Source organism: Geodermatophilus sp. TF02-6, from assembly GCF_003319115.1.
Classification (GTDB): Bacteria; Actinomycetota; Actinomycetes; order Mycobacteriales; family Geodermatophilaceae; genus Geodermatophilus.
The window spans coordinates 68,557-91,929 of sequence record NZ_QOHF01000010.1 but is presented as its reverse complement, the minus strand read 5'-3'; the positions used below and the strand labels follow the sequence as shown (position 1 = coordinate 91,929).

Here is a 23,373-nt window from a genome sequence, read left to right as displayed (position 1 = left end):
CTCACGGCGGAGGCATTGTCCCCGGCGCCGCCGTGCCCCTAGGTTTGCACACAATCTCGAGGAGGTGTGACAGCTGACACGGTTCCTGACCTCGGCCGAGCGGGCGCTGTCCACCCTGCGCGAGATGATCATGGGTGGCGACCTGCGCCCCGGCGCGCGCCTGGGCGAGGTGGAGCTGGCCGACCGCCTCGGGGTGAGCCGGACGCCGGTGCGCGAGGCGCTCTCCCGGCTGGCCGCCGAGGGCCTGGTCCAGGTGGTGCCCAACCGCGGCGCCCGGGTGGCCACCTGGACCGTCGCCGAGCTCGAGGGCGTGTTCGACCTGCGCGCCAGCCTCGAGCCGCAGCTGACCGCCCACGCCGTCCCCCACGCCACCGCGGCCGACCTCGACGAGCTCGACGCCCTGGCCCGGCGCATGCACGAGGTCGGCAGCCCGGGGGAGCACCAGGACCTCGACGCGCTCGTCCCGCTCAACCGCGCCTTCCACGACCGGCTGGTCACCCTGGCGGCGCACCCGACCCTGGCCGCCGCCCTGGCCGCGGCCATCCACCCGCCGATCGTGCGGCGCAACTTCCTCACCTACGACGAGGCGTCGCTGCGCCGCAGTCTGGCCCACCACGGCGAGATCGTCGCGGCGATGCGCGCCGGCGACCCCGAGTGGGCCCGGGCCGTCATGACCTCGCACATCGCCAACGCCCGGGCGGTCATGGTCCGGGCGGCCCGACAGCAGGCAGCCCGAGAAGAGGAGACCCCATGAGCTACCGGCTCGGCGTCGACGTCGGCGGCACCTTCACCGACGTCCTGCTCGTCGACGAGGACAGCGGCGCCACCTGGCGGGCCAAGACCGCCTCGACGCCGGCCGACCAGGCCGTGGGCGTCCTGCACGGCATCGAGCGGGTCTGCGCCGACGCCGGCATCGGGATGGGCGAGGTCGCGCAGGTGCTGCACGGCACCACGGTGGCCACCAACGCCATCCTCGAGGGCAAGGGCGCCACCGTCGGGCTGGTCACCACCCGCGGGTTCCGCCAGGTGCTGCAGATCGCCCGCTCCTTCGTCCCCGGCGGGCTGGCCGGCTGGATCATCTGGCCCAAGCCCGAACCGCTGGCCGACCTGGAGGACACCGTCGAGGTCGACGAGCGGATCGCCAGCGACGGTGCCGTGATCCGCCCGCTGGACGAGGACGACGTGCGCCGGCAGCTGGCCAGGCTGGCCGGCCGGGACGTCCAGGCGCTGGCGGTCAGCCTCGTGAACTCCTTTGCCGACCCCACCCACGAGCGGCGCATCCGCGAGCTGGCCGGTGAACTGCTCCCCGACGTCCCCGTCTCCCTGTCGTCGGACGTGCTCCCGGAGCTGCGCGAGTACGAGCGGACGCTGACCACCGTCGCCAACGGCTACGTGCAGCCGCAGGTGGCCCGGTACGTGCGGCACCTGTCGGAGGGGCTGGCCTCCGGCGGGGTCGCCGGGGAGCTGTCCATCCTGCGCAGCGACGGCGGGCTGCAGTCGGCCGCCGCCGCGGTCGAGGCACCGGTGACCATGTTGCTGTCCGGCCCGGCCGGCGGGGTGACCGGCGCGGTGTGGGTGGCCGAGCAGTGCGGCCACCGCGACCTGATCACCTTCGACATGGGCGGCACCTCGACCGACGTCGCGCTGGTCCGCGACCTGTCCCCCAGGATCGGCCGGGAGACCGAGGTGGGGGACCTGTCGGTGCGGGCCTCCAGCGTCGACGTCCGCACCGTCGGCGCCGGCGGCGGGTCGATCGCGCACGTGCCGGAGCTGACCCGGGCACTGCGGGTCGGCCCGCAGTCGGCCGGCGCCGACCCGGGCCCGGCCGCCTACGGCAAGGGCGGCGTCGACCCCACGGTCACCGACGCGAACGTCGTCCTCGGCTACCTGCCCTCCTCGCTGGCCGGCGGCGAGATCACCCTGGACGCCGACGCCTCCCGGGCCGCGGTCGCCAAGGTGGCCGAGGCGATGGGGCTGGGCTCCCCGGAGGCCGCGGCCGCCGGGATCGTCGACATCGTCAACGAGAACATGCTCGGGGGCCTGCGGCTGGTCTCGGTGCAGCAGGGCTTCGACCCGCGCGACTTCGCCCTCGTCGCCTTCGGCGGCGCCGGCCCGCTGCACGCCAACGCCCTCGGGAGGCTGACCGGCGCGTGGCCGGTGATCATCCCGCCCGGGCCCGGCCTGCTGTGCGCGCTCGGCGACGCGACCACCAGCCGGCGCGACGAGTCCGCCCGCACCGTGCTGCGCCGCTTCGGGCAGCTGACCGGCACCGAGCTGGCCCGGATCCTGCGCGAGCTCGCCGACGACGCCGGGGCCCGCCTGACGGCGCAGGGGCTGGCGCGCGAGCAGCAGACGGTCGGTTTCCAGGTCGACGTCCGCTACCACGGGCAGGGCTTCGAGATCCCGGTGGACGTCGACCCCGCGTGGCTCGACGGGAACGGCGGGGCGGGTGGGGACAGACCAGACGCGCTCGCCGAGCTCGGGCGGGCCTTCGACGCCGAGCACGACCGGCTGTTCTCCTTCCTCCTCGACGTCGACCACGAGCTGGTCAACGCCCGCGCCACGGTCACCGGCCCGCGCCCGGACGTCGCGTCCGTGCACCTCGACCCCGGGGACGGCGACCCTGCCGCCGCCCTGGTCACCGAGCACCCGATCCACGTCGGCGGCGAGCAGGTGACCGCCGGGGTCTACGACCGCGAGCGGCTGCGCGCCGGGGACGTGGTGACCGGTCCGGCGATCGTCACCGAGATGGACTCCACGACCCTCGTCCTGCCCGGCCACGCCGCCACGGTGCACCCGTCGGGCTCGCTGCTCATCAACCCCCTGCTCATCAACCCCCTGCTCATCAACCCGGTGGAGGGCTGACCCCCATGGCACGGATCGTCGAGACCGCGACCGGCGACGTCGAGCGGACCGACGTCGACCCGGTCACCCTCGACCTCATCGAGAACGGGCTGCGCAACGCCCGCTACGAGATGGACGAGGTGCTGTTCCGCACCGCGCTCTCGCCGGGCATCCGCGAGCAGCACGACGAGTTCCCGCTGATCGGCGACCCGTCCGGGAAGATGGTCGTCGGCCAGTTCGGCCTGTCCATCCCCGACTTCCTCGACGGCTTCGACGACACCGTGGAGGAGGGCGACGTCCTGCTGACCAGCGACCCCTACGCCTGCGGGGCGGCGATCAGCCACGCCAACGACTGGCTGGTGGTCCTGCCGATCTTCTCCGAGGGCCGGGTCGTGGGCTGGGCGTCGATGTTCGGGCACATGTCCGACGTGGGCGGCAAGACGCCGTCGTCCATGCCCACCGACGCCCGGACCATCTACGAGGAGGGCGTGGTCATCCCGCCGTTCAAGCTGTACCGGGCGGGCGTGCTCAACGAGGACGCGCTGCGGATCATCCTCAACCAGGTCCGCAAGCCGGACTGGAACCGGGCCGACCTGGGCGGTCTGGTCGCCGCCTGCCGGACGGCGTCGCGGCGGGTGGTGGAGATGTGCCAGCGGTTCGGGACGGCGACCTACCTCTCGGCGCTCGACGCGCTGCTGCAGCGCAACCACGACGCCATGAAGGTGCTGCTGCAGACGGTGTTCGAGGAGGGGCGCACCCTCACGTTCACCGACTACATCTGCGACGACGGCGTCGGCAACGGCCCGTACGAGCTGAAGCTGTCGTTGACCCGCACCGGCGAGAAGGTGCACCTGGACTTCACCGGGTCCTCGCCGCAGGCGGCCGGGCCGATCAACTACTACATCAACGAGAACCTGACCCGGATGTTCTTCGGGATCTACATGATCACCGTCGCCGACCCGCAGATCCTGTGGAACGACGGCTTCTACCCGCTGGTCGACGTCACGATCCCCGAGGGGTCGTACTGGAAGCCGGCGCACCCGGCCGCGCTCAACGGCCGCAACCACGGCATCGGGCGGGTGTTCGACCTGTTCGGCGGGCTGCTCGGGCAGACCAACCCGGCGCTGCTCAACGCCGCCGGGTTCTCCTCCTCCCCGCACTTCATGTACTCCGGCCACTACTCGTCCGGCGAGCGGAAGGGGGAGTGGTTCCAGCTCTACTCGATCGGCTTCGGCGGCATCCCCGGCCGGCCGCTGGGCGACGGGCCGGACGGGCACTCGCTGTGGCCGAGCTTCGTCAACATCCCCTGCGAGTACCTCGAGTCCTACTACCCGCTGCGCATCGAGCGGTGGGAGACCGTCGCCGACACCGGCGGTGCCGGCCTGCACCGCGGCGGCAACGGCGTCGACGTCGCCTACGTGTTCGAGGAGCCGGGCGAGATCGCCATCCACGACGACCGCTGGTTGACCCACCCCTGGGGAGTCAACGGCGGGCACCCCGGGGCGCGGGGCCGCAAGTGGATCGACCGGGCCGACGGCACCCGCCAGGTGCTGCCCGCCAAGTGCCACGGGGTGCCGGTGGCGCCCGGCGACGTCCTGCACTTCGTCACCTGGGGCGGTGGTGGGTGGGGCGACCCGCTGGAGCGCGACCCGGAGCTGGTGGCCCAGGAGGTCCGCCGCGGGCTGGTGACCGTCGACGGCACCCGCCGCTACGGGGTCGTCCTCGCCGAGGACTGCGCCGTCGACTGGGCGGCCACCGAGACCCTGCGCGACCAGCTGCGCGCCGACCGCCCGGCCGAGCTGCCGGTCTTCGACATGGGGCCGCCGGTCGAGGAGCTGCTGGCCCGCTGCGAGGAGGAGACCGGCCTGCCCGCGCCGCGGCGCCCGGTGTGGACGGCGGGGTGATCGAGATGGCCCTCCCCTCCTCGGCCACATCGGCGATGTGGCCGTCTCCCGGGCCGCATGGCGACCAGACCGCCGATCTGGTCGTCCGGAGGTGAGCGTCCCCGAGCCCGCGCCCGGGCCGCACGGGTCGGCGTTCTCCGGCCGGGTCGGCTGGGGGAGCACGCCCGCGGTCGTGGTCGTCGACCTGGTGCGCGCCTACACCGACCGGGACGGGCCGTTCGGGCTGCCCGACCCCGACCCCGCGGTGACGGCGACCCGCGCGCTGGTGGACGCCGCACGGGCGCACGGGCACCTGGTGGTGTGGACCGTCGTCCGCTACACCCCGGGGCTGGGCGACGCGGGGTTGTTCGTGCGCAAGGTGCCGGCGCTGGCCTGCTTCGTCGAGGACGCGCCGGGCGGCTGGGGCGACCTCACGATCGAGCCCGAGGCGGGCGAGCCGGTGGTGGTGAAGCAGTACGCGTCGGCGTTCTTCGGCACCTCGCTGGCCTCCACCCTGCGCGCGGCCGGCGTGGACACCGTGGTGGTCGCCGGCGTCTCGACGTCGGGCTGCGTGCGGGCCAGCGCCATGGACGCCCTCAACTCCGGCTTCCGCCCGCAGGTGGTGCGCCAGGCCTGCGCCGACCGCAGCCCGGCGCTGCACGAGGCCAACCTCGCCGACCTCGACGCGAAGTACGCCGACGTGGTGGACCTGCCCGACGCCCTCGCACGTCTGTAGAGCGCTGGCCCACCTCCAGACGCGGCGCCGCCCGGCTGCCCTCCCCCTGCGCCGGGCGGCGCCGCCTCCATCCCGCCGGGTCGGCCGCTGCGGGCGGAGGATGGCGGGGGAGGTGGGCCGTGGCGAGGACGAGCGCGGGGCTGCTGCTGCACCGGCGCCACGCCGGGCGCGGCCTGCAGGTACTGATCGGGCACATGGGCGGGCCGTTCTGGGCGCGCAAGGACGCCGGCGCCTGGTCGATCCCCAAGGGCGAGTACACCGACGGCGAGGACCCGTACGCGGTCGCGCTGCGTGAGTTCGAGGAGGAGCTCGGCGCGCCCGCGCCCGCCGGCGACGCCGTCCCGCTCGGCGAGGTGCGGCAGTCCGGCGGCAAGCGGCTGACCGTCTGGGCCGTCGAGGGCGACTTCGACGCGGCCCGCGCGGTCAGCAACACCTTCGCCCTCGAGTGGCCGCCGCGGTCGGGCCGCGTGCGGGAGTTCCCCGAGATCGACCGCGCCGCGTGGGTGACCGTCGAGGAGGCCCGGCAGAAGCTGGTCGCGGGCCAGGTGCCGCTGCTCGACCGGCTCGTCGCCGTGCTGTCCGGCTGAGCACGGGGAGGGCGCCTCGACACGTCGACACGGCGACGAGCCGACCCGGCGTGACGCATCTCACGGCAAGCAATCCGCTTGCAGTAGTTAGCAGACGGCCTAGAAGGGGCATTCTGGAGGCGTCAGGTCATCAACGATCTCTGGAGTCCTTCCCCCCATGGCCGACAACGCCAAGATCATCAACCAGCTGCGCGCCCTCGTTCTGCTCACCCAGACCGAGGAGCAGGTCGCCCGCACCCGGGTCGCCCAGGCGCGCACCGACGCCGTCCGCCGGGAGCTCACCCAGAACGCGGACAACGCCGCCAGCCGCACCCAGGCCATCGTCGAGCAGCTGCGCGCCCTCGGTGGCGTGCCGGACGTGGTGACCCCCGCCGTCGGCCGGCTCGGCGCCGTCCTCAAGGCCACCTTCGAGCAGGCCGAGCCGTTCGAGGAGGCCCTGCTGCAGGACCTGTCCCTGGAGCACCAGCTGCTCGACCGCGCCACCTACCTCAAGGTGCTCGCCGACCAGGCCGAGCTGCCGCGGGTCAAGCAGCTCGCCGAGCGGCTGATCACCGCGCACGAGGCGACCGTCGAGTGGCTGACCGTCGTGCTGGCCGAGGAGGCCATGGGCGGCCCCGCCGCGCTGCGGCCGACCCCGTTCCAGCGTGTCGCCGGCACCGCGGCCCGCGCCGCCAACGCCCCGACCCGCTTCTTCGCCAACCGGGTCAACGAGGCCGTCGACTCCGCGCGCCAGCGGCGCGAGGAGGCCGGCGAGCGGCTCGGCGAGGTGGCCGACAAGGCGACCTCGCTCACCGACGCCGTCCGCGAGACGCTGACCGTCGGCCGCGGCGCCGCGCTGCGCCGGGCCGAGCGGATCGCCCGCCGCGAGGGCAACAAGGAGGCGGCCAACGCCGCCCGGGCCGCCCGCGAGGAGCTCGGCGACGTCTCCGCCGACGAGCTGCCGATCAAGGGCTACGACTCGCTGTCGACCCAGGACGCCGTCAAGGCGGTCAAGGAGCTGAAGAGCGCACGCGACGTCCGGGTCATCATCCGCTACGAGGAGACCCACAAGAACCGCTCCAGCGTGGTGAGCGCCACCCAGACCCAGCTGGCCGCGCTGGCCAAGGAGGCCGTGGGCGTCGACAACTGAGGAAGGACCCCGTCCCTCTCACCACTCGCAGGCTCGCGGCGAGCCTCTGGACGGGGCCGCGGAGGGCCCGCACCCCACTTCCCGGGGTGCGGGCCCTCGCCGCTGTCCGAGACGTGGGTCGCACCGGGTTTGACCGGCTGCCGGGGCCGGGGATGGAAGAACGCATGAGCATCACACCCGAGGTCCTCGGACAGGAGCTCTCCCTGACGACGGCCGTCACCCGGCTGGACTTCCTGAGCCGGCGCGACAGCGGGACCACGACCCTGAACACCGTCCGCGACGCGGACGCCGACGACTGGAGCTCCGTCAAGGACGCGACGACGTCGCTGGACGTCCCCGAGTCCCTGGAGCTGCTCGCCCTCGGCGAGGTCGTCGCCCGCAAGGCGCGCGACAGCCAGCTGACCGGCTTCCGCGCCGCCCTGCGCGGCGGCGCCACCTGGCAGCAGGTCGCCGCCGCCCTCGACGTCACCCCCGAGGAGGCGTGGGCGGCCTACCACCGACTCATCGAGCGGCAGGAGCGCGCGCGAGCCCTCGACCCCGACGCGGCCGCGGCCGCGCGGGGACTCGCCGGGGCCCGTCCGAGCTGACGCGCCGGGGAACACCGGTCGCCGTGCGCGCACCGGTTCCCTCCGGACGGCCGATCCGCTGGACTGGCCCCCAGTCGGTGTCGCCGCGGCAGCAGCGAGGTCGACGGGGGCACCGGCGTCCAGGAGATCCCAGCAGCCGCGAGAAGGCGGGTCGTGAGCATGACCAGTGAAACCGGCGACGTCACCGGCACCAAGGACAAGGACTACAACCTCATCTGGTACACGGAGCAGTGCCTGAACAACGCCCTGCGCCTGGAGACCTACATCCAGGACGCCGAGCGGGACGGTGACAACGAGGTCGCCGACCTGTTCCGCAAGGCGCAGAGCGACAGCCGCAAGGGCGCCGAGCGGGGCAAGGCGCTCCTGGGTTCTCGTATGAGCAGCTAGAGGTCGCGGGCGAGGGGCCGCAGGCCGGACGGTGTCCGGTCTGCGGCCCCTCGTCGTCAGCCGACCTCGACGCCCCGCCAGAACGCCACGCGGCCGGCGATCTCCCTCGCGGCGTCCTTGGGCTCCGGGTAGTACCAGGCCGCGTCGGGGTTGGTCTGCCCGTCCACCTGGAGCGTGTAGTAGGACGCGGTCCCCTTCCACGGGCACACGGTGTGCGTCTCCGACGGTCGCAGGACGTCGTCGCGCACCGCCTCCCGGGGGAAGTAGGCGTTGCCCTCGACGGTGACGATGTCGTCGGACTCGGCGACGACGGTGCCGTTCCAGCGTGCAGTGGCCATGTGACCGGCAACACCGTCCGGCGGCCCCGTCATTCCGCCTCCCGCTCGTCCGCGCCACGGGCGGATGTCCTGGTCGAGGGGGAAGGGGTTGCCGGGGTCGTAGCGCCGCTCGACCTCCCGCAGCCGCTCGAAGTTGGCGCCGTAGTCGTCGGCCACCTCGGGCCGGTCGTCGGCGGAGGCGACGTCGACCTAGCCACCGGCGTTCGGGACCTACTCGAAGTAGCGGCGTGGCGTGTCGACCAGCATCTGCCGGATCTGCTCGTCGGTCACGCCCCGGTCGCGCAACATCGGCAGCACGTCCCTGCTGATGTGCGTGAAGTTCCAGTTCGGCGAGACCTGCTCCTTGGCCGCCTGCGCCGCGGCGCCGGGGAAGTAGTCGATGTAGCAGCTGGCGTCGTGGGCGAGCACCATGCGGTCGGCGTAGCCCCGCTCGGCCAGCGCCACGATCGTGTCGACCCGCGACGCGGTGGGGTTGAACAGGTCCAGGCCGAACCGGTCCATGCCGAGGATGCAGCCGGCGTCGGCCAGCTCGGTCAGGTAGTCGAGGTCGTTGCTGTCGCCGGCGTGGCCGATGACCACCTTGGTGAGGTCGACGCCCTCGTCGCGGAACACCTGCACCGCCAGCCGGCCCGCGCCGATCGCCGAGGAGGTGTGCACGGTGATCGGCGCACCGGTCGCGCGGGAGGTGGCCGCGCAGGCCCGCAGGGTGCGCTCCACCCCGGGCGTCAGCCCCTTGGCCTCCACCACGCACTTGAGGAACGCCGCCTTGACCCCGGTGTCGCCGATGCCGTCGCGGAGGTCCCGGGTGAAGTCGTCGACCATCGGGTCGCTCGGCAGGTCGAGCAGCAGGCCGGGGCCGCGGTACTCGTACTGGTGCGGGATCTCGTCGTAGGTGTAGAGCCCGGTGGCCACGATGATGTTCAGGTCGGTCTGCTCGGCCACCCGCTGCACCCGCGGGATGTAGCGGCCCAGCCCCCACACGGTCGGGTCGACGATCGTGTCGATGCCGAGCGCCTTGAGCTCGTCCAGCTTCTCCACCGCGTCGCGGACCCGCTCCTCCTCGTCCCACCAGTCGCCGGCGCCGTAGTTCTGCACGTGCTCGGTGGAGAGCACGAAGACGTGCTCGTGCATGAGCGTCGCGCCGAGCTCGGCGGTGTCGACGGGGCCGCGGACGGTCTCGACGGTGGGCACGCGGTTCTCCTCCGGGGGCGGGGTGTCAGCGGACGGGTTGCCAGTCGGTCTGCTCGCGCAGCGGCGGCTTGAGCACCTTGCCGCCGGGGTTGCGGGGCAGCGGCTCGCCGCGGACCGCGACGTACTGCGGCACCTTGAAGTCGGCCAGCCGCTCGCGGGCGAAGGCCAGCAGCTCCCCGGCGTCGAGCTGCTGCCCCGGCTGGGGGACGACGACCGCGCCGACCTTCTCGCCCATCATCGGGTCCGGCACGCCGAGGACGGCCACCTCGCCGACCGCCGGGTGCGCGGCCAGCGCGTTCTCCACCTCGACGCAGTACACGTTCTCGCCGCCGCGGTTGATCATGTCCTTCTTGCGGTCGACGATGTGGACGAGGCCGTCGTCGATGCGGGCGAGGTCGCCCGAGTGCAGCCAGCCGTCGACGAAGGTCTGCCGCGTCTGCTCGGGCTTGTTCCAGTACCCGGCGACGACGTTCGGTCCCCGGATCAGCAGCTCACCGACGCCGGTGTGCGGGTCGGCGTCGGCCAGGTCGACGTCGACCACCGGGGCGGGGAAGCCCACGGAGTCGGCGTGCTCGGCGGCGTACTCGTGTGGCAGGTAGGTCGACACCGATGAGGTCTCGGTCAACCCGAAGCCGTTGCCCACCCGTGCGCTCGGGAACGCCTGCTGGATGCGGTGCACCAGGTCCGGGGCGATCGGCGCGCCGCCGTAGCTGAGCGCCCGCACCGACGAGGTGTCGACGTCGGCGAAGTTCGGCTGCTGCAGCGCCAGCCAGTAGATCGCCGGCACCGTGGTCAGCACGTCGATGCGCTCCTCCTCGATCGCCTGCAGGAACGCCTGCACCTCGAACACCGGCATGACCACCGACGTCCCGGCGAGCGCGGTGACCACCAGCAGCTGCGAGTTGCAGCCGGTGACGTGGAACAGCGGCACGGAGATCAGCGTCGACAGCTGCTCGTCGCGGGGCAGGGTCAGGCAGCGCAGGCAGGTCTCGACGTTGGACAGGAAGTTCTCGTGGGTGGTCATCGCCCCCTTGGGGAAGCCGGTCGTCCCGCTCGTGTAGAAGATCGCGGCCAGGTCGGTGTGCCCCTGGTCGGTGACCTCCACCGGGTCGCCGTCCGGCAGCGGGGCGCCGGGCTCGACGACGTACGCGGCGCCGGAGTCCTCCACGACGTAGCGCACCTCGGGCTCGGCGAAGCGGGTGTTGACCGGGACGACGACGGCACCGGCCAGCAGCGTGCCCCAGAACGCGTGGACCCAGTCGTTGCCGTTGGGCAGCCGGTTGGCCACCCGGTCACCGGGGTGGACGCCGGCCGCGCGCAGCCCGCCGGCGACCCGGGCGCCGCGGTCCCACAGCTGCCGGTAGGTGACCCGCTCGCCGCCGAGCTCCACCAGCGCCTCCGCGTCGGGGTGCGCATCGACCGCGGAGCGGAGCAGGTGCAGCAGATTCTGCGCCAGCCCGGTGTACCGGCGGACGCCGTCGGGTCCGGTCTCGAGGCCGCTGGCGTCGAACGGGCCGCGGCCGGGGGAGGGCCGGGGCTGCTCGACGGAGCCGGTCGTGTCGACGTACTGGGCCACCGCCACCTCCGCTGACGTCGTCGTCCGCGTGTACCAGGGCCCCGGAGTGTGCCGCTCCTGCCGGGTGGTGTCCATGCGGGCGGCCGCGACGCGCGGGCCGCGGTGTCGGGAGGCGCGGTGTCGGGAGGCGCGGTGTCGGGAGGCGCGGTGTCGGGAGGCGCGGTGTCGGGAGGCGGGGTGCCGGCGGCGCGGGTCAGCGCTGCAGCAGCGCGAAGGTGGCCACCGCGTGCGCGACCGCCTCGCCGTCCTGCTCGACGTCCGCCTCGCACACGGTCAGGTGCTCGCCCCGCGTGCGCACCTGCGCGGTGACCGTCAGCTGCCCGGGCCGCCCGGGCCGCAGGTAGGTCACCGTGAGCTGGCTGGTGGCCGGCACCTGGCCGTCCTCGGTGGTGGTGCGCACCGCCTGGCCCATGGCCGTGTCGACCAGCGTCGCCACCACGCCGCCGTGCAGCGTGCCGGCCGGGTTCAGGTGCTCGTCGCGCACCTCGAACCGCATCCGCGCGCTGCCGTCGTCGGCGTCGCTCACCCGCGCGCCCAGCCGCTCGGCGAAGCCGCCGGGCCCTCTCTCGTCGGTCACGGCAGCGCTCTACCCGGGGAGCCGGAGTCCACGCGGGGGACCGGCACCCGGCGGCGGGCGCTGGCCATCCGGCTGTCCCTGCTGGAGCGGGCCGACGCGGTCCGGGTGCTGGCGCGCGACGACGTCCCCATGGCGGCGGGGCTGCCCGAGGACCTCGCCGGGGAGCTCGTGCGAGCCCGGGTGGACCTGACCCAGTACGCGGAGACCTACTCCGCGATGGAGAGCAGGTCGCCTCGCTCGCCGCGACCATCGGGACGGCGGCCCGGCTGGCGCGGGTGGCGCAGACCTCGTCCCGGGCCGACCTCCGCTTCGCCGGGCAGCTGCTCGGCGCCGCGGTCGGCGACTTCGCTCGGCTGCTCGACGAGCAGTTCCTCCGCGTCGGAGGCTCCCTGGACTGCGTGTTGGGCGCGTACGCCGCCGACCACGGGTACGCACCACCCGTCCTGTCCTGACGCGCACCTCGACGTCACGCCCGACGCCGGCACGTCCGACGACCCCCTGCGGAGGAGATGCCATGACCGATCCCGAGACCCTCGCCTGGTGGGAGGACGGCGAGCGGCTGTTCGGCACCGCCCTGGGCCGGATGACCGACGAGGAGTTCGACGGCCCCTCGCTGCTGCCCGGCTGGGACCGCCGGCACGTCGTCGCCCACGTCACCCGCAACGCCGACGGCCTGGTCAACCTGCTCACCTGGGCACGGACCGGCGTCGAGACGCCGATGTACCCCTCCCCGGAGGCCCGCGAGGCCGGCATCGCCGAGACGGCCGCCCTCGACCCGCCGCGGCTGCGCGTCGAGCTGATCGCCGCCACCGCCCGGCTGGCCGACGCCGTGCGGGGTCTGCCCGACGCGGCGTGGTCGGTCGAGCTGCGCACGATGCAGGGGCGCTCCGTGCCGGCGTCCGTGGTGCCGTGGATGCGCTGCCTGGAGGTGTACGTCCACGCCGTCGACCTCGACGCCGGGGTCGGCTTCGGCGACGTCCCCGAGGAGGTGCAGGCGGCGGTGGTCGACGAGGTCTTCCGCGCCTGGGAACGCCGCGACGAGGTGCCCGACGTGGTGGTCTTCGCCGGCGACCGGGAGTGGGGCAGCGGTGCGGTCGCGGTCTCCGGGCCGCTGCCGGCAGTGACCGCCTGGCTCACCGGCCGCAGCCGCGGCGACGGGCTGGCCGCCGACGGGGACGTCCCGGCGGTGCCCCGCTGGGTGTGAGGGGACGGGGAGGAACGGTGTTCGAGGGGCTGCACCACGTGCAGGTGGCCATGCCGCGCGGGGAGGAGGCCGCGCGGGGAGGAGGCCGCGCGGGGAGGAGGCCGCGCGGGCCTTCTTCGGAGGTGTCCTCGGCATGGCGGAGGTCGACAAGCCCCCGGTGCTGGCCGCGCGCGGTGGCGCGTGGTTCCGCTCCGGGGGGCTCGAGCTGCACCTGGGGGTCGAGGAGGACTTCCGGGCGGCCCGCAAGGGCCACCCCGGGATCCTCGTACGGGACCTGGACGAGGTGGTCCGGCGGTTGCCGGCCGGCGGCCAGGACGTCACCTGGGACGGCGACCTCCCCGGGTTCCGCCGGGTCTACGCCCACGACCCCTTCGGCAACCGGCTGGAGTTCCTGCAACCGGCCTGACCGGCGCTCACCCGCCGGCCAGCCGGGCGGCGTGCCCGCGTTCGTCCGGTCGGACGGCGGAGGCGCCGGCGCGCAGCAGCCGCCAGGTGGTGCGGACGCCGTCGGGTCCCTCGCACTCCCCGCGGGCCAGCGCCTCCTGCACGAGCCGGCGCACCCGGGGTTCGTCGTCCGGATCGCAGGCGAACAGCACCCGCAGCCGCAGCTCGCCGTCCGCCCGCGCGGCGGTGGTGGCGTGCGACGCCAGCGGGCACGGCGGCTCGTGCGTCCAGCTGCCGCACAGCGCCAGGGTCACCGCCCCGCCCGGTGCCCGCTCGTCGTCGTCCTCCGGCAGGGCCACCACGGCGTCGTGGGCGTGGACCCGGCGCGCGTTGCTCATCCCACCGGCACCTCCTCGCGGGCTCCCGGTCCCGGCTGGGAGCCCACCACGGCCGGGCTGCGCCGTCGACCGCGGTCGGGCCCCTCGACGTGGTGCCCGATCCCCCGGTCCGAAACTGAACCCGGCCGCCTCATAGAGTGGGCGGTGTCGTGTCCCGCCCGGCGTCACGGGGGCGCCGGGCCGCACGGTCCTCACGGCAGCCGGGCGAGCAGTGCCCGCGCGAGGTCCACCGCCGCCGGGTCCACCGGCTGGGTCCGCGCCGCGGCCCGCAGCCAGCCGGCCAGGGGAGCGGCCAGCGCCGGGGAGAGCGCGGCGATCCAGGTGCCAGTACCCGCCCGGGCCTCGGCCACGTGCTCGGTGCCGCCGTCCGGGAGGTGCGCCACCACCTCCGGGCGGGTCGCCAGCAGCCCGCTCACCCGCCAGTCGCCGGGGGTGGTGCGGGCGGCGAGTGACGTCAGCCGGGCCGCCGCCGTCTCCAGCAGCTGCACCGGGTCCACGCGTGCATCTTCCTCGACTCCGGTGTGCACCGGGCGGTGCCCGCTCTTCTGTTCGTGCCGTGCGACCCGGGCGAGGCGGGCCTGCACGGTCGGCGCTCGTCGTGCTGGACCGGCGCTCGTCGTGCTGGACCGGTCCGGAGTCAGGCCGGGTCGCGGCGCATCGGGACGTGCGGGATGCCGTCCTCGACGTACCCCGGGCCGCTGCGCCGGAAGCCGAACCGCTCGTACCAGCCCTCCAGGTGGGCCTGCGCGCCGAGCGTGACCGGGACGTCGCCGCACAGCGCGATCCCCGCCGCGATGAGCCGGGCGGCCAGCCCCCGGCCGCGGTGGGTGGCGGCGGTGGCCACCCGGCCGATCACGCGGCTGGTGCCGTCGTCGAGCACCCGGATGGTGGCCGCGACGCCCCCGTCGTCCTCGAACCACAGGTGCACCGTGCTCGGCTCGGCATCCCGGCCGTCCAGCTCGGGGTACGGGCACTCCTGCTCGACGACGAACACGTCGACCCGCAGCCGGCACAGTCCGTAGACCTCGAAGGGGGTCAGCTCGGCGAACCGGGCCGTGCGCATGCGCAGCGGAGTGGGGACGGCCATGGAGGTGTTGTAACCCATCGAGCGAGTCCGGCCGGCTCCTGCCCGTGGCGGACTCCGTCCTCGGTGTACCTCGCCCGTCTTCCGGGGTGGATCGCGGGGCCAGGCTCGGCCGGCCTCGCGTCCACTCGAGCCGGCTGGCGACGATCGACCTCCCCGAGGAACGGGTCCGCGGAGACGGCACACACGGTGGCGGTCGGTCGGTGTGCGGCCGTACCCATGGCGTCCACTCTTCGCGTGAGAGCCACCGGTGACGAGCAGCCGGAGGCGGTGGTGAACGCTGCCTGTCAAGGGTCCGACCGCATCCGTGGACCGGCTGTTGAGCTGGGGATTCGAGGTGCAGAGTCCGCGAGGTGCCGGTAGAATTCGAACACGTGTTCGGACGAGTCGGGGAGGTGTCGTGGACGAGTTGCCAGGGCTGCTGCAGGCGCTCGCCGGCGACCTGGACGCCCTCGGCGCGGAGGACCTGTCCCCGCTGTTCGGGCCGGCGCTGCTGGATCGGCTGCGGCCGCTGCTGGTCGCGCAGAACCGGCTCGCCGCCGAGATCGCCCGCACCGTGCACCAGTGCGAGAGCGCCGGCGCAGCCGCGGAGTTCGACGGGCTCAAGACGATGGCCTCCTGGCTGCGCGGGCACGCCCACCTGTCCCCGGCCGAGGCCGGACCGGTGGTCCGCACCGGGCGGGCGATCGAGCACCTGCCGGCCCTGGCCGCGGCCTTCGCCGCCGGCGCGGTGACCGGCGAGCAGGCCGGGCTGGTGGCGCGGGTGGCCGCACCCGAGCTCCTCGCCCAGGCCGCCGAGCAGGACGTCGACCTGGCCGCCGTGGACGCGGTGCTGACCCAGGTGGCCACCGAGCGCCCGCATGCCGACATCGCCAAGGCGGTGCACCACTTCCTGGAGCGGCTGGATGCCGACGGCCCGGAGCCCGATCCCACCGCGGGCCGACGACTGGTGATCGCCCGGCACGCCGACGGCGGCATCACCGGCCGCTTCGAGCTCGATGCGGTGGGCGGGGAGAGGCTGCAGACGGCGCTGGAGTCGCTGGTGCAGGCCGGCCGGTGCGCCGGGGATGAGCGCAACCGGTCCCAGCAGCAGGGCGACGCGCTGGTGCAGCTGGGCGACCTGGCCCTGACCGCCGGCACCCTGCCCATCCTGCGCGGGCACAAGCCGCAGGTGATCGTCACGATCGGCATCGCGGACCTGGCCGACCCGAACGTCGGCTCCGGCGCCGGCGAGATGGGGTTCGGTGCGCACATCTCCGCCGCCCGCGCCCGCTGGCTGGCCTGCGACGGGCAGGTCACCCGCATCGTCATGGGCCCCGACGGGCGGCCGCTGGACCACGGCCGCAGCATGCGGCTGTTCCCGCCGCACCTGCGCCGCGCTGCCGAGGTCCGCGACGGCGGGTGCGTGTTCGCCGGCTGCGGGGCGCCGACCTGGTGGTGCGACGTGCACCACCTGCTGGCGTGGGCCCTGGGTGGGGAGACCACCCTGGACAACGCCGCGCTGCTGTGCGAGCAGCACTCGCACGTTGTGTCCACCACGGGTTTCGGGTGGAGCGACAACCCGACGGCCGATGGCGCACCTGGCGGCCGGACGGCACCGAGATCCGCACCGGACCCGAGCACCTCGCCGCAGCCTGAGGTCGGCGCGCGCTCGGTCATGGGCGCTCCTCGGACGTGTGGGGAGGCCTGGCTCGACGACCCGCGGGAACGACAGTGGCCGTGCCGCGTTCCAGGCGTGGTCACCGCCGTCCCGGCGGGCGTGGTCACCGCCGTCCCGGCGGGCGTGGTCACCGCCGTCCCGGCGGGCGTGGTCACCGCTGTCCCGGCGGTCAGCCCTACAGCGGCTCGGCGCGCATGGCCGTCCGCACACCGGTTCGACCCACCAGGGCCACTCGTCCTGTCTGTGGTGGTCGCTGGCCAGCCAGGGCTGTCGGCCCAGGTCGTCGCCGTCGAGCACCGTCGCCGTCGAGCACCGTCGCCGTCGAGGACCGTCACCGTGGAGAACCGTCGCATCGAGCCGTGTTCATCGGTCCGTCGTGGCGTCCGCGGCGCGGGAGAGCGCGGGAGAGGAGGCGGGGTGGCGGAGGACGGGCGGGAGCAGGCGGCGGCCGGTCCCGGGCCGGCGCCACCGCCGTCCTCCGATGCGGTCGCCCGCCGCTTCCGGCGCCAGCCCTGGCGCGACACCGCCTACGAGCTCGCCGTGCGACGGCGGCTGCACGCGCGCGGGGTCCGCTACCGCGTCGACGTCCGGCCGTGCGCGCAGACCCGCGCGCGGGGGGACCTGGTGTGGAAGGGACGGCGCCTCGTCGTCTTCCTCGACGGCTGCTTCTGGCACGGCTGCCCCTCCTGCGGGCACGTGCCGCACGTGAACCGGGCGTGGTGGGTCGCCAAGCTGGCGGGGAACGTGGCTCGCGATCGCAGGGCCGACGCGGTGCTGCGGGCAGCCGGCTGGCGGGTGCTGCGGTTGTGGGAGCACGAGGACCCCGACACCGTGGTGGAGGCCATCTGCTCCGCCCTGGGGCGCCGGCCGGCCGGCGGGTGACTCAGCTCCGGTCGGCGGACGGCGGCTCGTCGGTCCGGCTGCGCGCCCGCGCCCACAGGGGACCGGCGATCCACCCGGGGCCGAGGAAGGCGACGACCGCGGCGGTGATCCACCCCTGGGTGGCGGCGAAGAGGACGTCGATCCCCGGGGTCATCACCGGGAGACGCGCGCCGATCCGCCAGCGCAGGCGGCGACGACCCCGGGATCCACCCGGCGGAGACCGGAGGGAGGCCCGGGGCCTCGAGCAGGTCAGAACCCCAGCGCGCCGGTGGCCCGGTCGATCAGGTGGTAGTGGCCCACGGCCCAGAAGACCGCGCCCGCCGCCGCCAGGCCGCCCAGCGTGACCGCCGCGGAGCTCACCGGGTGGTGCTTGGCGTGCCGCCACGTGTCGCGGGCCTTGCGGCGGAACGTCGCGAAGAACCGCCGCGCCCAGTCGAACTCCGTCGACCACACCCACAGGCCGACCAGGACCGGCGGGATGGTGAGCGGCCCGGGCAGCACGCTGAGCGCGAAGCCGAGCAGGACGAACAGCAGCCCGCCCATGAACACCGCGATCCGGTAGAGGGAGGCCAGGCCCGGCCGCTGGCGGATGCGGTCCCGCCAGGAGCCGGGCCGCACCGGCCGCGGCTTGCCGAGCCCGTCGGTGCAGTCGGGGCACCGGGTGGCGCCCCCACCGGCGTGCGCGGTGTTTCCGTCGAACCGGATGGTGCGGGTCAACGGTCGTCCCGGGCTGGTGCGGGGTGTGCGTTCAGCGCTGCGCGAGGCCACGGGCGACCTCGCTCGGCCGCTGCTGCTCACCGGCGTAGGAGCTGACCGCGACGAGCGCACCAGTCAGCGCCGGGATCACCCACTGCAGGCGGTGGAGCTGCTCCTGGGCGGCGGCGACCTCGGCCTTCGTGCGCTTGGTGGGCTTCGTGCCCGACCGCGACGGGGTGGATCCCTCGCCGGACACCACCTGTCCCAGCACCCGGCTGTAGGCGGTGACGCCGAGCGCGGCCGCGGTCAGGGCCGTCTTGAGGACGCTCATGCCCGCGACCCCACGCTGCCCGGCGACGCGGCGGCGGTTGCCGATCAGTTGCCCCACGCTGCCCACCAGGTGTGCGCCGATGGCGGCGGCGTTGACCGGCGTCCACCGGTCCCAGCCGGCGTTGGCGATGCGGCCGGTGTCCTTGGACCTGCTCGCCTCACCGGCGGCGGGGTTCAGCGCGACCGCGTTGGCCAGCGTGCCGCCGAACCAGGCAGACAGACCGAGGTCGTGCAGGCTACGGGACAGGGTGTTGCGAGCCATGGCTTCGCTCCTGGATGAGAGGGGTTTCTGCTCACCTACCCCGCTCGTCGCCTTCCCATTCGGTTGCGTCCCAGCCGGTCGAGCGGTCACCCTCCGTAGCGGGCTGCCGCCCGCTGCCGGGCCCGGGCCGCCTCCACCTCGCGGTCCCGGGGCGGCGCGGTCGTCACCAGCGCCGCCAGCAGCCGCGCGGAGGCCTCGGCGACCTCGGCGACGGCGCGGTCGAACGCCTCGGCGTTGGCCCGCGACGGCCGCGGACTGCCGCTGATCTTGCGCACGTACTGCAGCGCGGCGGCCCGGACCTCCTCGTCGGTCACCGGCGGCTCGAAGTTGGCCAGGGGGCGGATGTTCCGGCACATGCCCGGCACCCTAGGAGCCGGTGGGGACGGGACGGCGGCCGCGCGGCACCCGCCGCCCACGAGCGGGAGGAGGACGGCGATGGCCGTGGTGCTGGTGGACGCCGCCAACGTGCTCGGCGCCCGACCCGACGGGTGGTGGCGCGACCGCGCCGGGGCGACGTCCCGGTTGCTGCGGCGGCTGGCCCAGCTGGCCGGGCGGGTGCTGCCCGCACCGGGTGGCGGCCGGCTGCTGTGCGGCGAGGTCGTCGCGGTCGTCGAGGGCGCCGCCCGGGCGGCCCGGGCGGCGGACGGCGTCACGCTGGTGCGCGCGCCCGGCAGCGGGGACGACGCGCTGGTCTCCTGCGCCGTCCGGCTGACCGAGGAGGGCAGGGACGTCGTGGTGGTGACGGCGGACCGCGGGCTGCGGGCGCGGCTGCCCGCCGGGACGACCGTCGCCGGACCCGGCTGGCTGTACGACGCCCTGACCGGCGGACCCGCATGAGCCGGCCCCCTCGGGGGTAGGGGGCCGGCACGTCGAGCCGGGACGTGCCAGCGCGTGCGTACCCTCCACCCGCCCGAGGAGCCGCATGCCGCCGTCCCGCCCGTTGGTCGTGCTCGTCACCGGAGCCTCGAGCGGCATCGGCCGGGCCACCGTGCACGCCTTCGCCGCCCGCGGCGCCCGGCTGGTCCTGCTCGCCCGCGGCCGGGCGGCCCTGGAGGAGACCGCCGCGGAGGCCCGGCAGCGGGGCGCCGCCGAGGTGCTCGTCTGCCCGGCCGACGTCACCGACGCCGCGGCCGTGCAGCGGGTGGTGGACAGCGCCGTCGAGCGGTTCGGCCGGCTCGACGCCGTCGCGCACGCGGCCCAGACGATGGCCTACGGCCGCGTCGAGGACGTGCCGCGTGAGGTCTTCGAGGCCGTCGTCGACACCGCCCTGCACGGCACCGCCAACGTGGCCCGCACCGTCCTGCCGGTCTTCCGCCGGCAGGACGCCGGGCACCTGGTCGTGATCAGCTCGCTGCTGGCCTCGGTCACCGCCCCGCTCATGGGCAGCTACGTGGCGGCCAAGTGGGGGCAGCTCGGGCTGGTGCGCACGCTGCAGCAGGAGGTCCGGGACACCCCCGGTGTGCACGTCTCCGCGGTCGCCCCGGGCGGGGTCAGCACCCCGATCTACTACCAGGGCGCGACCTGGGCCGGCAGCACGGGGCGGCCACCTCCGCCGGTGTACTCGGCCGAGCGGGTGGCGCGGGCGGTGGTGGCCCGGCTGGACCGGCCCCGCCGACTGGTGCAGTCCGGCTTCGCCAACCCCGTGGTGATCGCCGGCTTCCGGCTGCTGCCGGCGGTCTACGACGCGCTGGTCGGGCCGCTGTTCCGCGCCCTCGCCCTGGCCGACGACGACGTGCCGCCGACCGAGGGCAACGTGTTCGCCTCCCGGCCGGAACGCAACGGCAGGGACGGTCGCTGGCGCGGGATCTGAGCGTTCACCAGCCGTCGGGCAGGTCGGCCTCGGACGCGGCGACGACCGCGGCCGCGACCTCGCCCAGCTGCGTGGCGCTGCTGCCACGGCTGCCCGACCTCCGCACCGCGCCGTCCGGAGGTGCGCGGCGCGGCGGCGGGTGTCCAGGGGCCCGCCCGGATCCGCGGGCAGCGTGGACGGCGCGTCCCGATCCGGCGCAGCGGGTTGACCCGGCCGGGGGACGCGACGACCCTGGGCCCACCCTGCCGGCCGAGGCGGAGGAGGACGGAGGATGGGGGAGGACGGGGGATGAGGCGCCGGCGCACCGTCGGCGGGCACACCCACGAGTTCCCGACGCTGGTCGAGCTCATGGCCAAGGCGACCCCCGCCCGCTCCGGGGACGTGCTGGCCGGGTGCGCCGCGGAGTCGGCCGCCGAGCGGGTCGCCGCGCAGACGGTGCTCGCCGACCTGCCGCTGGCCACCTTCCTCGACGAGCAGGTGGTCGGCTACGACGAGGACGACGTCACCCGGCTGGTCCTCGACACCCACGAGAGAGCGGCCTTCTCCCCCATCGCCTCGCTGACCGTGGGGGAGTTCCGCGACCGGCTGCTGGCCTGGGCCGCCGCGGGGGACGAGGCGGCGATCAGCGGCCTGGCCCGCGGGCTGACCCCGGAGATGGTCGCGGCCACGGCGAAGCTGATGCGCAACGCCGACCTGGTCGCCGTCGGCCGCCGCACCCGGGTGGTCACCGGCCTGCGCAGCACCCTCGGCCTGGCCGGCCGGCTGGCGTCCCGGCTGCAGCCCAACCACCCGACCGACGACCCGCTGGGCGTCACCGCGGCCATCGTCGACGGGCTGCTGTCCGGCTGCGGGGACGCCGTCATCGGCGTCAACCCGGCCACCGACTCCCCGGCCCGCACCATCGCGCTGCTGGAGCTGGTCGACGAGATCATCGACCGGTACGCGATCCCGACCCAGTCCTGCGTGCTGGCCCACGTCACCACCACGCTGCGGGCGCTGGAGGCCGGCGCGCCGGTGGACCTGGTGTTCCAGTCGGTGGCCGGCACCCAGGAGGCCAACCGCGGCTTCGGCGTCACCCTCGACCTGCTCGCCGAGGCCCGGGCCGGGGCGCTGGAACTCGGCCGCGGCACGGTGGGGTCGAACGTGACCTACTTCGAGACCGGGCAGGGCTCGGCGCTCTCGGCCGACGCGCACCGCGGGGTCGGGGGGCGGCCGGTCGACCAGCAGACCCTGGAGGCCCGCGCGTACGCCGTGGCCCGGCACTTCGCGCCGCTGCTGGTCAACACCGTCGTCGGGTTCATCGGCCCGGAGTACCTCTACGACGGCAAGCAGGTGATCCGCGCCGGCCTGGAGGACCACTTCTGCGGCAAGCTGCTCGGCCTGCCCATGGGCGTGGACGTCTGCTACACCAACCACGCCGAGGTCGACGGCGACGACACGGACTCGCTGATGCTCCTGCTCGGCGCGGCCGGTGCCACGTTCCTCATCGCCGTCCCGGGGGCGGACGACGTGATGCTGCACTACCAGTCGCTGTCGTTCTCCGACGTCCTCACCGCCCGCTCGGTGCTCGGGCTGCGGCCGGCGCCGGAGTTCGAGGCCTGGCTGGCCCGGATGGACCTGCTCGACGACGCCGGCCGGGTGCGGGAGCTCTCCGCCGACGCCCCGGCCGCACGGGCCCTGCTCGCGGCGGCGTCGGCATGAGCTCGGCGCTGGACCGACCGCTGCCCGCCGACCCCGACCCGTGGGCGGTGCTGCGCGGCGCCACCCGCGCCCGGGTCGCCCTCGGCCGCGCCGGTGACGCGCTGCCCACCGCCCGGGAGCTGGAGTTCCGCGCCGCGCACGCCGCGGCCCGCGACGCCGTGCACCAGCCGCTGGACCCGGGCGTCGTCCGCGCCGCGCTGGACTCCGCGCTCGGGGCGGCGCAGCTGCCGGGTGCCGAGCTGGTCGAGGTGCACTCGGCCGCGCCGGACCGAGCCACCTACCTGCAGCGGCCCGACCTGGGCCGGCAGCTCGCCCCGGGCACCGCGCTGCCCCGGGTCGGCGCCGACCTGGCGGTGGTGATCGCCGACGGGTTGTCCCCGCGGGCGGTGCACGAGCACGCCGCCGGCCTGACGACGGCGCTGCTGCAGCGGCTGCCCGGCTGGGCGGTCGCCCCGCTGGTCCTCGCGCACCAGGCGCGGGTGGCGCTCGGCGACGCGGTCGCGGCGGCGCTCGGCGCCCGGGCGGTCGTCGTCCTCGTCGGCGAGCGGCCCGGCCTGTCCTCGGCGGACTCGCTCGGCGTGTACCTCACCTGGGACCCGCGTCCGGGACGGGTCGACTCCGAGCGCAACTGCGTCTCCAACGTCCGCCCGCCGCACGGGCTGGGCTACGCGCAGGCGGCCGACACCGTGGCCGCGCTGCTCGGCGCCGCCCGGTCGCTGGGCGCCTCCGGGGTGGTGCTCAAGGACGAGGGTCCGGCCCTGCCCGGGAGCTGAAGGAGGACCCCTGAAAGGACCCCTCGCCCCCACCGCTCACACGCTCGCGGCGGGCTCCTGCGAGGGGCCGGCTCGCAGGCTGGGGGTGGGGCCCGGGACGGGCCGCCGCGTCGGCGTCGCCGGGCGGATGACCCAGAACACGACGCCCGGCGACGTCGGCGGGCGTCCAGTGTCGGCCAGTCCGTGCCGGGCGGGGACCCGGCCGGGGGAGGCGCGGCGTGGCGGTGGCCCTCCGTCCGGGCGCGGTCGCGGTGGAGTGCGGGCTCCCGGGAGGAGTGTCACTGCCGGGGAGGACCGTCGTCCCCGACGGTCGAGGCGCTCCCCGGGGCGCCCGGTCGTCGGACCAGGAGGCGG

The 23,373-nt window shown here is 75.1% G+C and carries 27 protein-coding genes; 16 read left to right on the top strand and 11 right to left on the bottom strand.

The window, feature by feature from the left end; genetic code table 11:
* Nucleotides 1–73: 73 nt before the first annotated feature.
* From DQ238_RS11090 to DQ238_RS11055, 8 genes are all read left to right on the top strand, one after another.
* On the top strand, nucleotides 74–754 hold the full coding sequence (locus tag DQ238_RS11090) for a GntR family transcriptional regulator (RefSeq protein ID WP_113781337.1): 681 nt from the start codon (nucleotides 74–76) through the stop codon (nucleotides 752–754).
* Nucleotides 751–2,865: a hydantoinase/oxoprolinase family protein gene (locus DQ238_RS11085; protein ID WP_113781336.1), complete on the top strand. Its 2,115-nt coding sequence runs from the start codon at nucleotides 751–753 to the stop codon at nucleotides 2,863–2,865. Before DQ238_RS11090 ends, DQ238_RS11085 begins: the two co-directional genes overlap by 4 nt.
* Nucleotides 2,866–2,870: 5 nt before the next feature.
* Nucleotides 2,871–4,748 (top strand): hydantoinase B/oxoprolinase family protein, encoded by a 1,878-nt coding sequence (locus DQ238_RS11080; protein WP_113781335.1) that lies wholly within the window; start codon nucleotides 2,871–2,873, stop codon nucleotides 4,746–4,748.
* A gap of 91 nt (nucleotides 4,749–4,839) precedes the next feature.
* Nucleotides 4,840–5,463, top strand: coding sequence for an isochorismatase family protein (locus DQ238_RS11075; protein ID WP_113781334.1), 624 nt, complete (start codon nucleotides 4,840–4,842; stop codon nucleotides 5,461–5,463).
* A gap of 119 nt (nucleotides 5,464–5,582) precedes the next feature.
* Nucleotides 5,583–6,050: an NUDIX domain-containing protein gene (locus DQ238_RS11070; RefSeq protein ID WP_199506275.1), complete on the top strand. Its 468-nt coding sequence runs from the start codon at nucleotides 5,583–5,585 to the stop codon at nucleotides 6,048–6,050.
* 157 nt (nucleotides 6,051–6,207) lie between these two features.
* Entirely contained in the window at nucleotides 6,208–7,179 is a 972-nt protein-coding gene (locus DQ238_RS11065; RefSeq protein WP_113781333.1) for a ferritin-like domain-containing protein, read from the top strand.
* Nucleotides 7,180–7,343: 164 nt separating this feature from the next.
* Nucleotides 7,344–7,766, top strand: a complete 423-nt coding sequence (locus DQ238_RS11060) for a hypothetical protein (RefSeq protein ID WP_113781332.1) — start codon at nucleotides 7,344–7,346, stop codon at nucleotides 7,764–7,766.
* Between the two features lie 159 nt (nucleotides 7,767–7,925).
* Nucleotides 7,926–8,153 carry a hypothetical protein gene (locus tag DQ238_RS11055; RefSeq protein ID WP_113781331.1) on the top strand — a complete coding sequence of 76 codons (228 nt, stop codon included), beginning with the start codon at nucleotides 7,926–7,928 and terminating at the stop codon, nucleotides 8,151–8,153.
* A gap of 56 nt (nucleotides 8,154–8,209) precedes the next feature.
* Here the strand turns inward: DQ238_RS11055 and DQ238_RS23725 are convergent, their stop codons facing one another.
* The 4 genes from DQ238_RS23725 to DQ238_RS11035 all read right to left on the bottom strand — a co-directional run bounded on the left by DQ238_RS23725 (nucleotide 8,210) and on the right by DQ238_RS11035 (nucleotide 11,835).
* Nucleotides 8,210–8,647, bottom strand: coding sequence for a DUF427 domain-containing protein (locus DQ238_RS23725; RefSeq protein ID WP_113781330.1), 438 nt, complete (start codon nucleotides 8,645–8,647; stop codon nucleotides 8,210–8,212).
* 54 nt (nucleotides 8,648–8,701) lie between these two features.
* Complete coding sequence (locus DQ238_RS11045) at nucleotides 8,702–9,682, bottom strand: phosphotriesterase (protein WP_113781329.1); 981 nt, start codon at nucleotides 9,680–9,682, stop codon at nucleotides 8,702–8,704.
* Nucleotides 9,683–9,707: 25 nt separating this feature from the next.
* Nucleotides 9,708–11,333 (bottom strand): class I adenylate-forming enzyme family protein, encoded by a 1,626-nt coding sequence (locus DQ238_RS11040; RefSeq protein ID WP_113781328.1) that lies wholly within the window; start codon nucleotides 11,331–11,333, stop codon nucleotides 9,708–9,710.
* Nucleotides 11,334–11,451: 118 nt separating this feature from the next.
* The gene (locus DQ238_RS11035) at nucleotides 11,452–11,835 is read right to left on the bottom strand and encodes a PaaI family thioesterase (protein WP_113781327.1); all 384 of its coding nucleotides are present in this window, start codon (nucleotides 11,833–11,835) and stop codon (nucleotides 11,452–11,454) included.
* Between the two features lie 275 nt (nucleotides 11,836–12,110).
* Here DQ238_RS11035 and DQ238_RS22785 point away from each other — a divergent pair, with 275 nt between their 5' ends.
* From DQ238_RS22785 to DQ238_RS11025, 3 genes are all read left to right on the top strand, one after another.
* Nucleotides 12,111–12,287 carry a hypothetical protein gene (locus tag DQ238_RS22785; RefSeq protein ID WP_158550766.1) on the top strand — a complete coding sequence of 59 codons (177 nt, stop codon included), beginning with the start codon at nucleotides 12,111–12,113 and terminating at the stop codon, nucleotides 12,285–12,287.
* A gap of 62 nt (nucleotides 12,288–12,349) precedes the next feature.
* On the top strand, nucleotides 12,350–13,039 hold the full coding sequence (locus DQ238_RS11030; RefSeq protein ID WP_113781326.1) for a maleylpyruvate isomerase family mycothiol-dependent enzyme: 690 nt from the start codon (nucleotides 12,350–12,352) through the stop codon (nucleotides 13,037–13,039).
* A gap of 133 nt (nucleotides 13,040–13,172) precedes the next feature.
* Nucleotides 13,173–13,445: a glyoxalase gene (locus tag DQ238_RS11025; RefSeq protein WP_199506273.1), complete on the top strand. Its 273-nt coding sequence runs from the start codon at nucleotides 13,173–13,175 to the stop codon at nucleotides 13,443–13,445.
* A 7-nt stretch (nucleotides 13,446–13,452) separates the two neighbouring features.
* Here the strand turns inward: DQ238_RS11025 and DQ238_RS11020 are convergent, their stop codons facing one another.
* The 3 genes from DQ238_RS11020 to DQ238_RS11010 all read right to left on the bottom strand — a co-directional run bounded on the left by DQ238_RS11020 (nucleotide 13,453) and on the right by DQ238_RS11010 (nucleotide 14,926).
* On the bottom strand, nucleotides 13,453–13,821 hold the full coding sequence (locus DQ238_RS11020) for a hypothetical protein (RefSeq protein WP_113781325.1): 369 nt from the start codon (nucleotides 13,819–13,821) through the stop codon (nucleotides 13,453–13,455).
* A 191-nt stretch (nucleotides 13,822–14,012) separates the two neighbouring features.
* Nucleotides 14,013–14,318 carry a hypothetical protein gene (locus tag DQ238_RS11015; RefSeq protein WP_113781398.1) on the bottom strand — a complete coding sequence of 102 codons (306 nt, stop codon included), beginning with the start codon at nucleotides 14,316–14,318 and terminating at the stop codon, nucleotides 14,013–14,015.
* A 140-nt stretch (nucleotides 14,319–14,458) separates the two neighbouring features.
* Complete coding sequence (locus tag DQ238_RS11010; protein WP_233495882.1) at nucleotides 14,459–14,926, bottom strand: GNAT family N-acetyltransferase; 468 nt, start codon at nucleotides 14,924–14,926, stop codon at nucleotides 14,459–14,461.
* 379 nt (nucleotides 14,927–15,305) lie between these two features.
* Between DQ238_RS11010 and DQ238_RS24380 the strand changes: the two genes are divergently transcribed.
* Complete coding sequence (locus tag DQ238_RS24380) at nucleotides 15,306–17,447, top strand: DUF222 domain-containing protein (protein ID WP_370447514.1); 2,142 nt, start codon at nucleotides 15,306–15,308, stop codon at nucleotides 17,445–17,447.
* A gap of 1 nt (nucleotide 17,448) precedes the next feature.
* On the opposite strand, the gene DQ238_RS22780 is transcribed toward DQ238_RS24380, so the two are convergent.
* The 4 genes from DQ238_RS22780 to DQ238_RS10985 all read right to left on the bottom strand — a co-directional run bounded on the left by DQ238_RS22780 (nucleotide 17,449) and on the right by DQ238_RS10985 (nucleotide 19,091).
* A complete protein-coding gene (locus tag DQ238_RS22780; protein ID WP_158550765.1) occupies nucleotides 17,449–17,601 on the bottom strand; it encodes a hypothetical protein in 153 nt (50 codons plus the stop codon).
* A gap of 95 nt (nucleotides 17,602–17,696) precedes the next feature.
* On the bottom strand, nucleotides 17,697–18,164 hold the full coding sequence (locus DQ238_RS10995) for a PGPGW domain-containing protein (RefSeq protein WP_113781323.1): 468 nt from the start codon (nucleotides 18,162–18,164) through the stop codon (nucleotides 17,697–17,699).
* 31 nt (nucleotides 18,165–18,195) lie between these two features.
* Nucleotides 18,196–18,735, bottom strand: a complete 540-nt coding sequence (locus DQ238_RS10990; RefSeq protein WP_113781322.1) for a hypothetical protein — start codon at nucleotides 18,733–18,735, stop codon at nucleotides 18,196–18,198.
* 86 nt (nucleotides 18,736–18,821) lie between these two features.
* The gene (locus DQ238_RS10985) at nucleotides 18,822–19,091 is read right to left on the bottom strand and encodes a DUF2277 domain-containing protein (RefSeq protein ID WP_113781321.1); all 270 of its coding nucleotides are present in this window, start codon (nucleotides 19,089–19,091) and stop codon (nucleotides 18,822–18,824) included.
* A gap of 79 nt (nucleotides 19,092–19,170) precedes the next feature.
* On the opposite strand from DQ238_RS10985, the gene DQ238_RS10980 reads away from it, so the two are divergent.
* The 4 genes from DQ238_RS10980 (at nucleotide 19,171) to eutC (ending at nucleotide 23,019) form a co-directional block, all read left to right on the top strand.
* On the top strand, nucleotides 19,171–19,572 hold the full coding sequence (locus tag DQ238_RS10980) for a hypothetical protein (protein ID WP_113781320.1): 402 nt from the start codon (nucleotides 19,171–19,173) through the stop codon (nucleotides 19,570–19,572).
* Between the two features lie 85 nt (nucleotides 19,573–19,657).
* Entirely contained in the window at nucleotides 19,658–20,545 is an 888-nt protein-coding gene (locus DQ238_RS10975) for an SDR family oxidoreductase (RefSeq protein ID WP_113781319.1), read from the top strand.
* A 288-nt stretch (nucleotides 20,546–20,833) separates the two neighbouring features.
* Entirely contained in the window at nucleotides 20,834–22,246 is a 1,413-nt protein-coding gene (locus tag DQ238_RS10970; RefSeq protein WP_113781318.1) for an ethanolamine ammonia-lyase subunit EutB, read from the top strand.
* Nucleotides 22,243–23,019 carry an ethanolamine ammonia-lyase subunit EutC gene (gene eutC, locus DQ238_RS10965; RefSeq protein ID WP_113781317.1) on the top strand — a complete coding sequence of 259 codons (777 nt, stop codon included), beginning with the start codon at nucleotides 22,243–22,245 and terminating at the stop codon, nucleotides 23,017–23,019. The genes DQ238_RS10970 and eutC overlap by 4 nt, the downstream gene beginning before the upstream one ends.
* Nucleotides 23,020–23,373: the final 354 nt, after the last annotated feature.

Coding starts and splice junctions, on each gene's coding strand:
- DQ238_RS11085 (WP_113781336.1), top strand. CDS start 751: ATGAGCTACCGGCTCGGCGTCGACGTCGGCGGCACCTTCACCGACGTC.
- DQ238_RS11080 (WP_113781335.1), top strand. CDS start 2,871: ATGGCACGGATCGTCGAGACCGCGACCGGCGACGTCGAGCGGACCGAC.
- DQ238_RS11065 (WP_113781333.1), top strand. CDS start 6,208: ATGGCCGACAACGCCAAGATCATCAACCAGCTGCGCGCCCTCGTTCTG.
- DQ238_RS11060 (WP_113781332.1), top strand. CDS start 7,344: ATGAGCATCACACCCGAGGTCCTCGGACAGGAGCTCTCCCTGACGACG.
- DQ238_RS11055 (WP_113781331.1), top strand. CDS start 7,926: ATGACCAGTGAAACCGGCGACGTCACCGGCACCAAGGACAAGGACTAC.
- DQ238_RS11040 (WP_113781328.1), bottom strand. CDS start 11,333: ATGGACACCACCCGGCAGGAGCGGCACACTCCGGGGCCCTGGTACACG.
- DQ238_RS11030 (WP_113781326.1), top strand. CDS start 12,350: ATGACCGATCCCGAGACCCTCGCCTGGTGGGAGGACGGCGAGCGGCTG.
- DQ238_RS11025 (WP_199506273.1), top strand. CDS start 13,173: ATGGCGGAGGTCGACAAGCCCCCGGTGCTGGCCGCGCGCGGTGGCGCG.
- DQ238_RS11020 (WP_113781325.1), bottom strand. CDS start 13,821: ATGAGCAACGCGCGCCGGGTCCACGCCCACGACGCCGTGGTGGCCCTG.
- DQ238_RS11010 (WP_233495882.1), bottom strand. CDS start 14,926: ATGGGTTACAACACCTCCATGGCCGTCCCCACTCCGCTGCGCATGCGC.
- DQ238_RS22780 (WP_158550765.1), bottom strand. CDS start 17,601: ATGACCCCGGGGATCGACGTCCTCTTCGCCGCCACCCAGGGGTGGATC.
- DQ238_RS10990 (WP_113781322.1), bottom strand. CDS start 18,735: ATGGCTCGCAACACCCTGTCCCGTAGCCTGCACGACCTCGGTCTGTCT.
- DQ238_RS10985 (WP_113781321.1), bottom strand. CDS start 19,091: ATGTGCCGGAACATCCGCCCCCTGGCCAACTTCGAGCCGCCGGTGACC.
- DQ238_RS10980 (WP_113781320.1), top strand. CDS start 19,171: ATGGCCGTGGTGCTGGTGGACGCCGCCAACGTGCTCGGCGCCCGACCC.
- DQ238_RS10975 (WP_113781319.1), top strand. CDS start 19,658: ATGCCGCCGTCCCGCCCGTTGGTCGTGCTCGTCACCGGAGCCTCGAGC.
- DQ238_RS10970 (WP_113781318.1), top strand. CDS start 20,834: ATGAGGCGCCGGCGCACCGTCGGCGGGCACACCCACGAGTTCCCGACG.
- eutC (WP_113781317.1), top strand. CDS start 22,243: ATGAGCTCGGCGCTGGACCGACCGCTGCCCGCCGACCCCGACCCGTGG.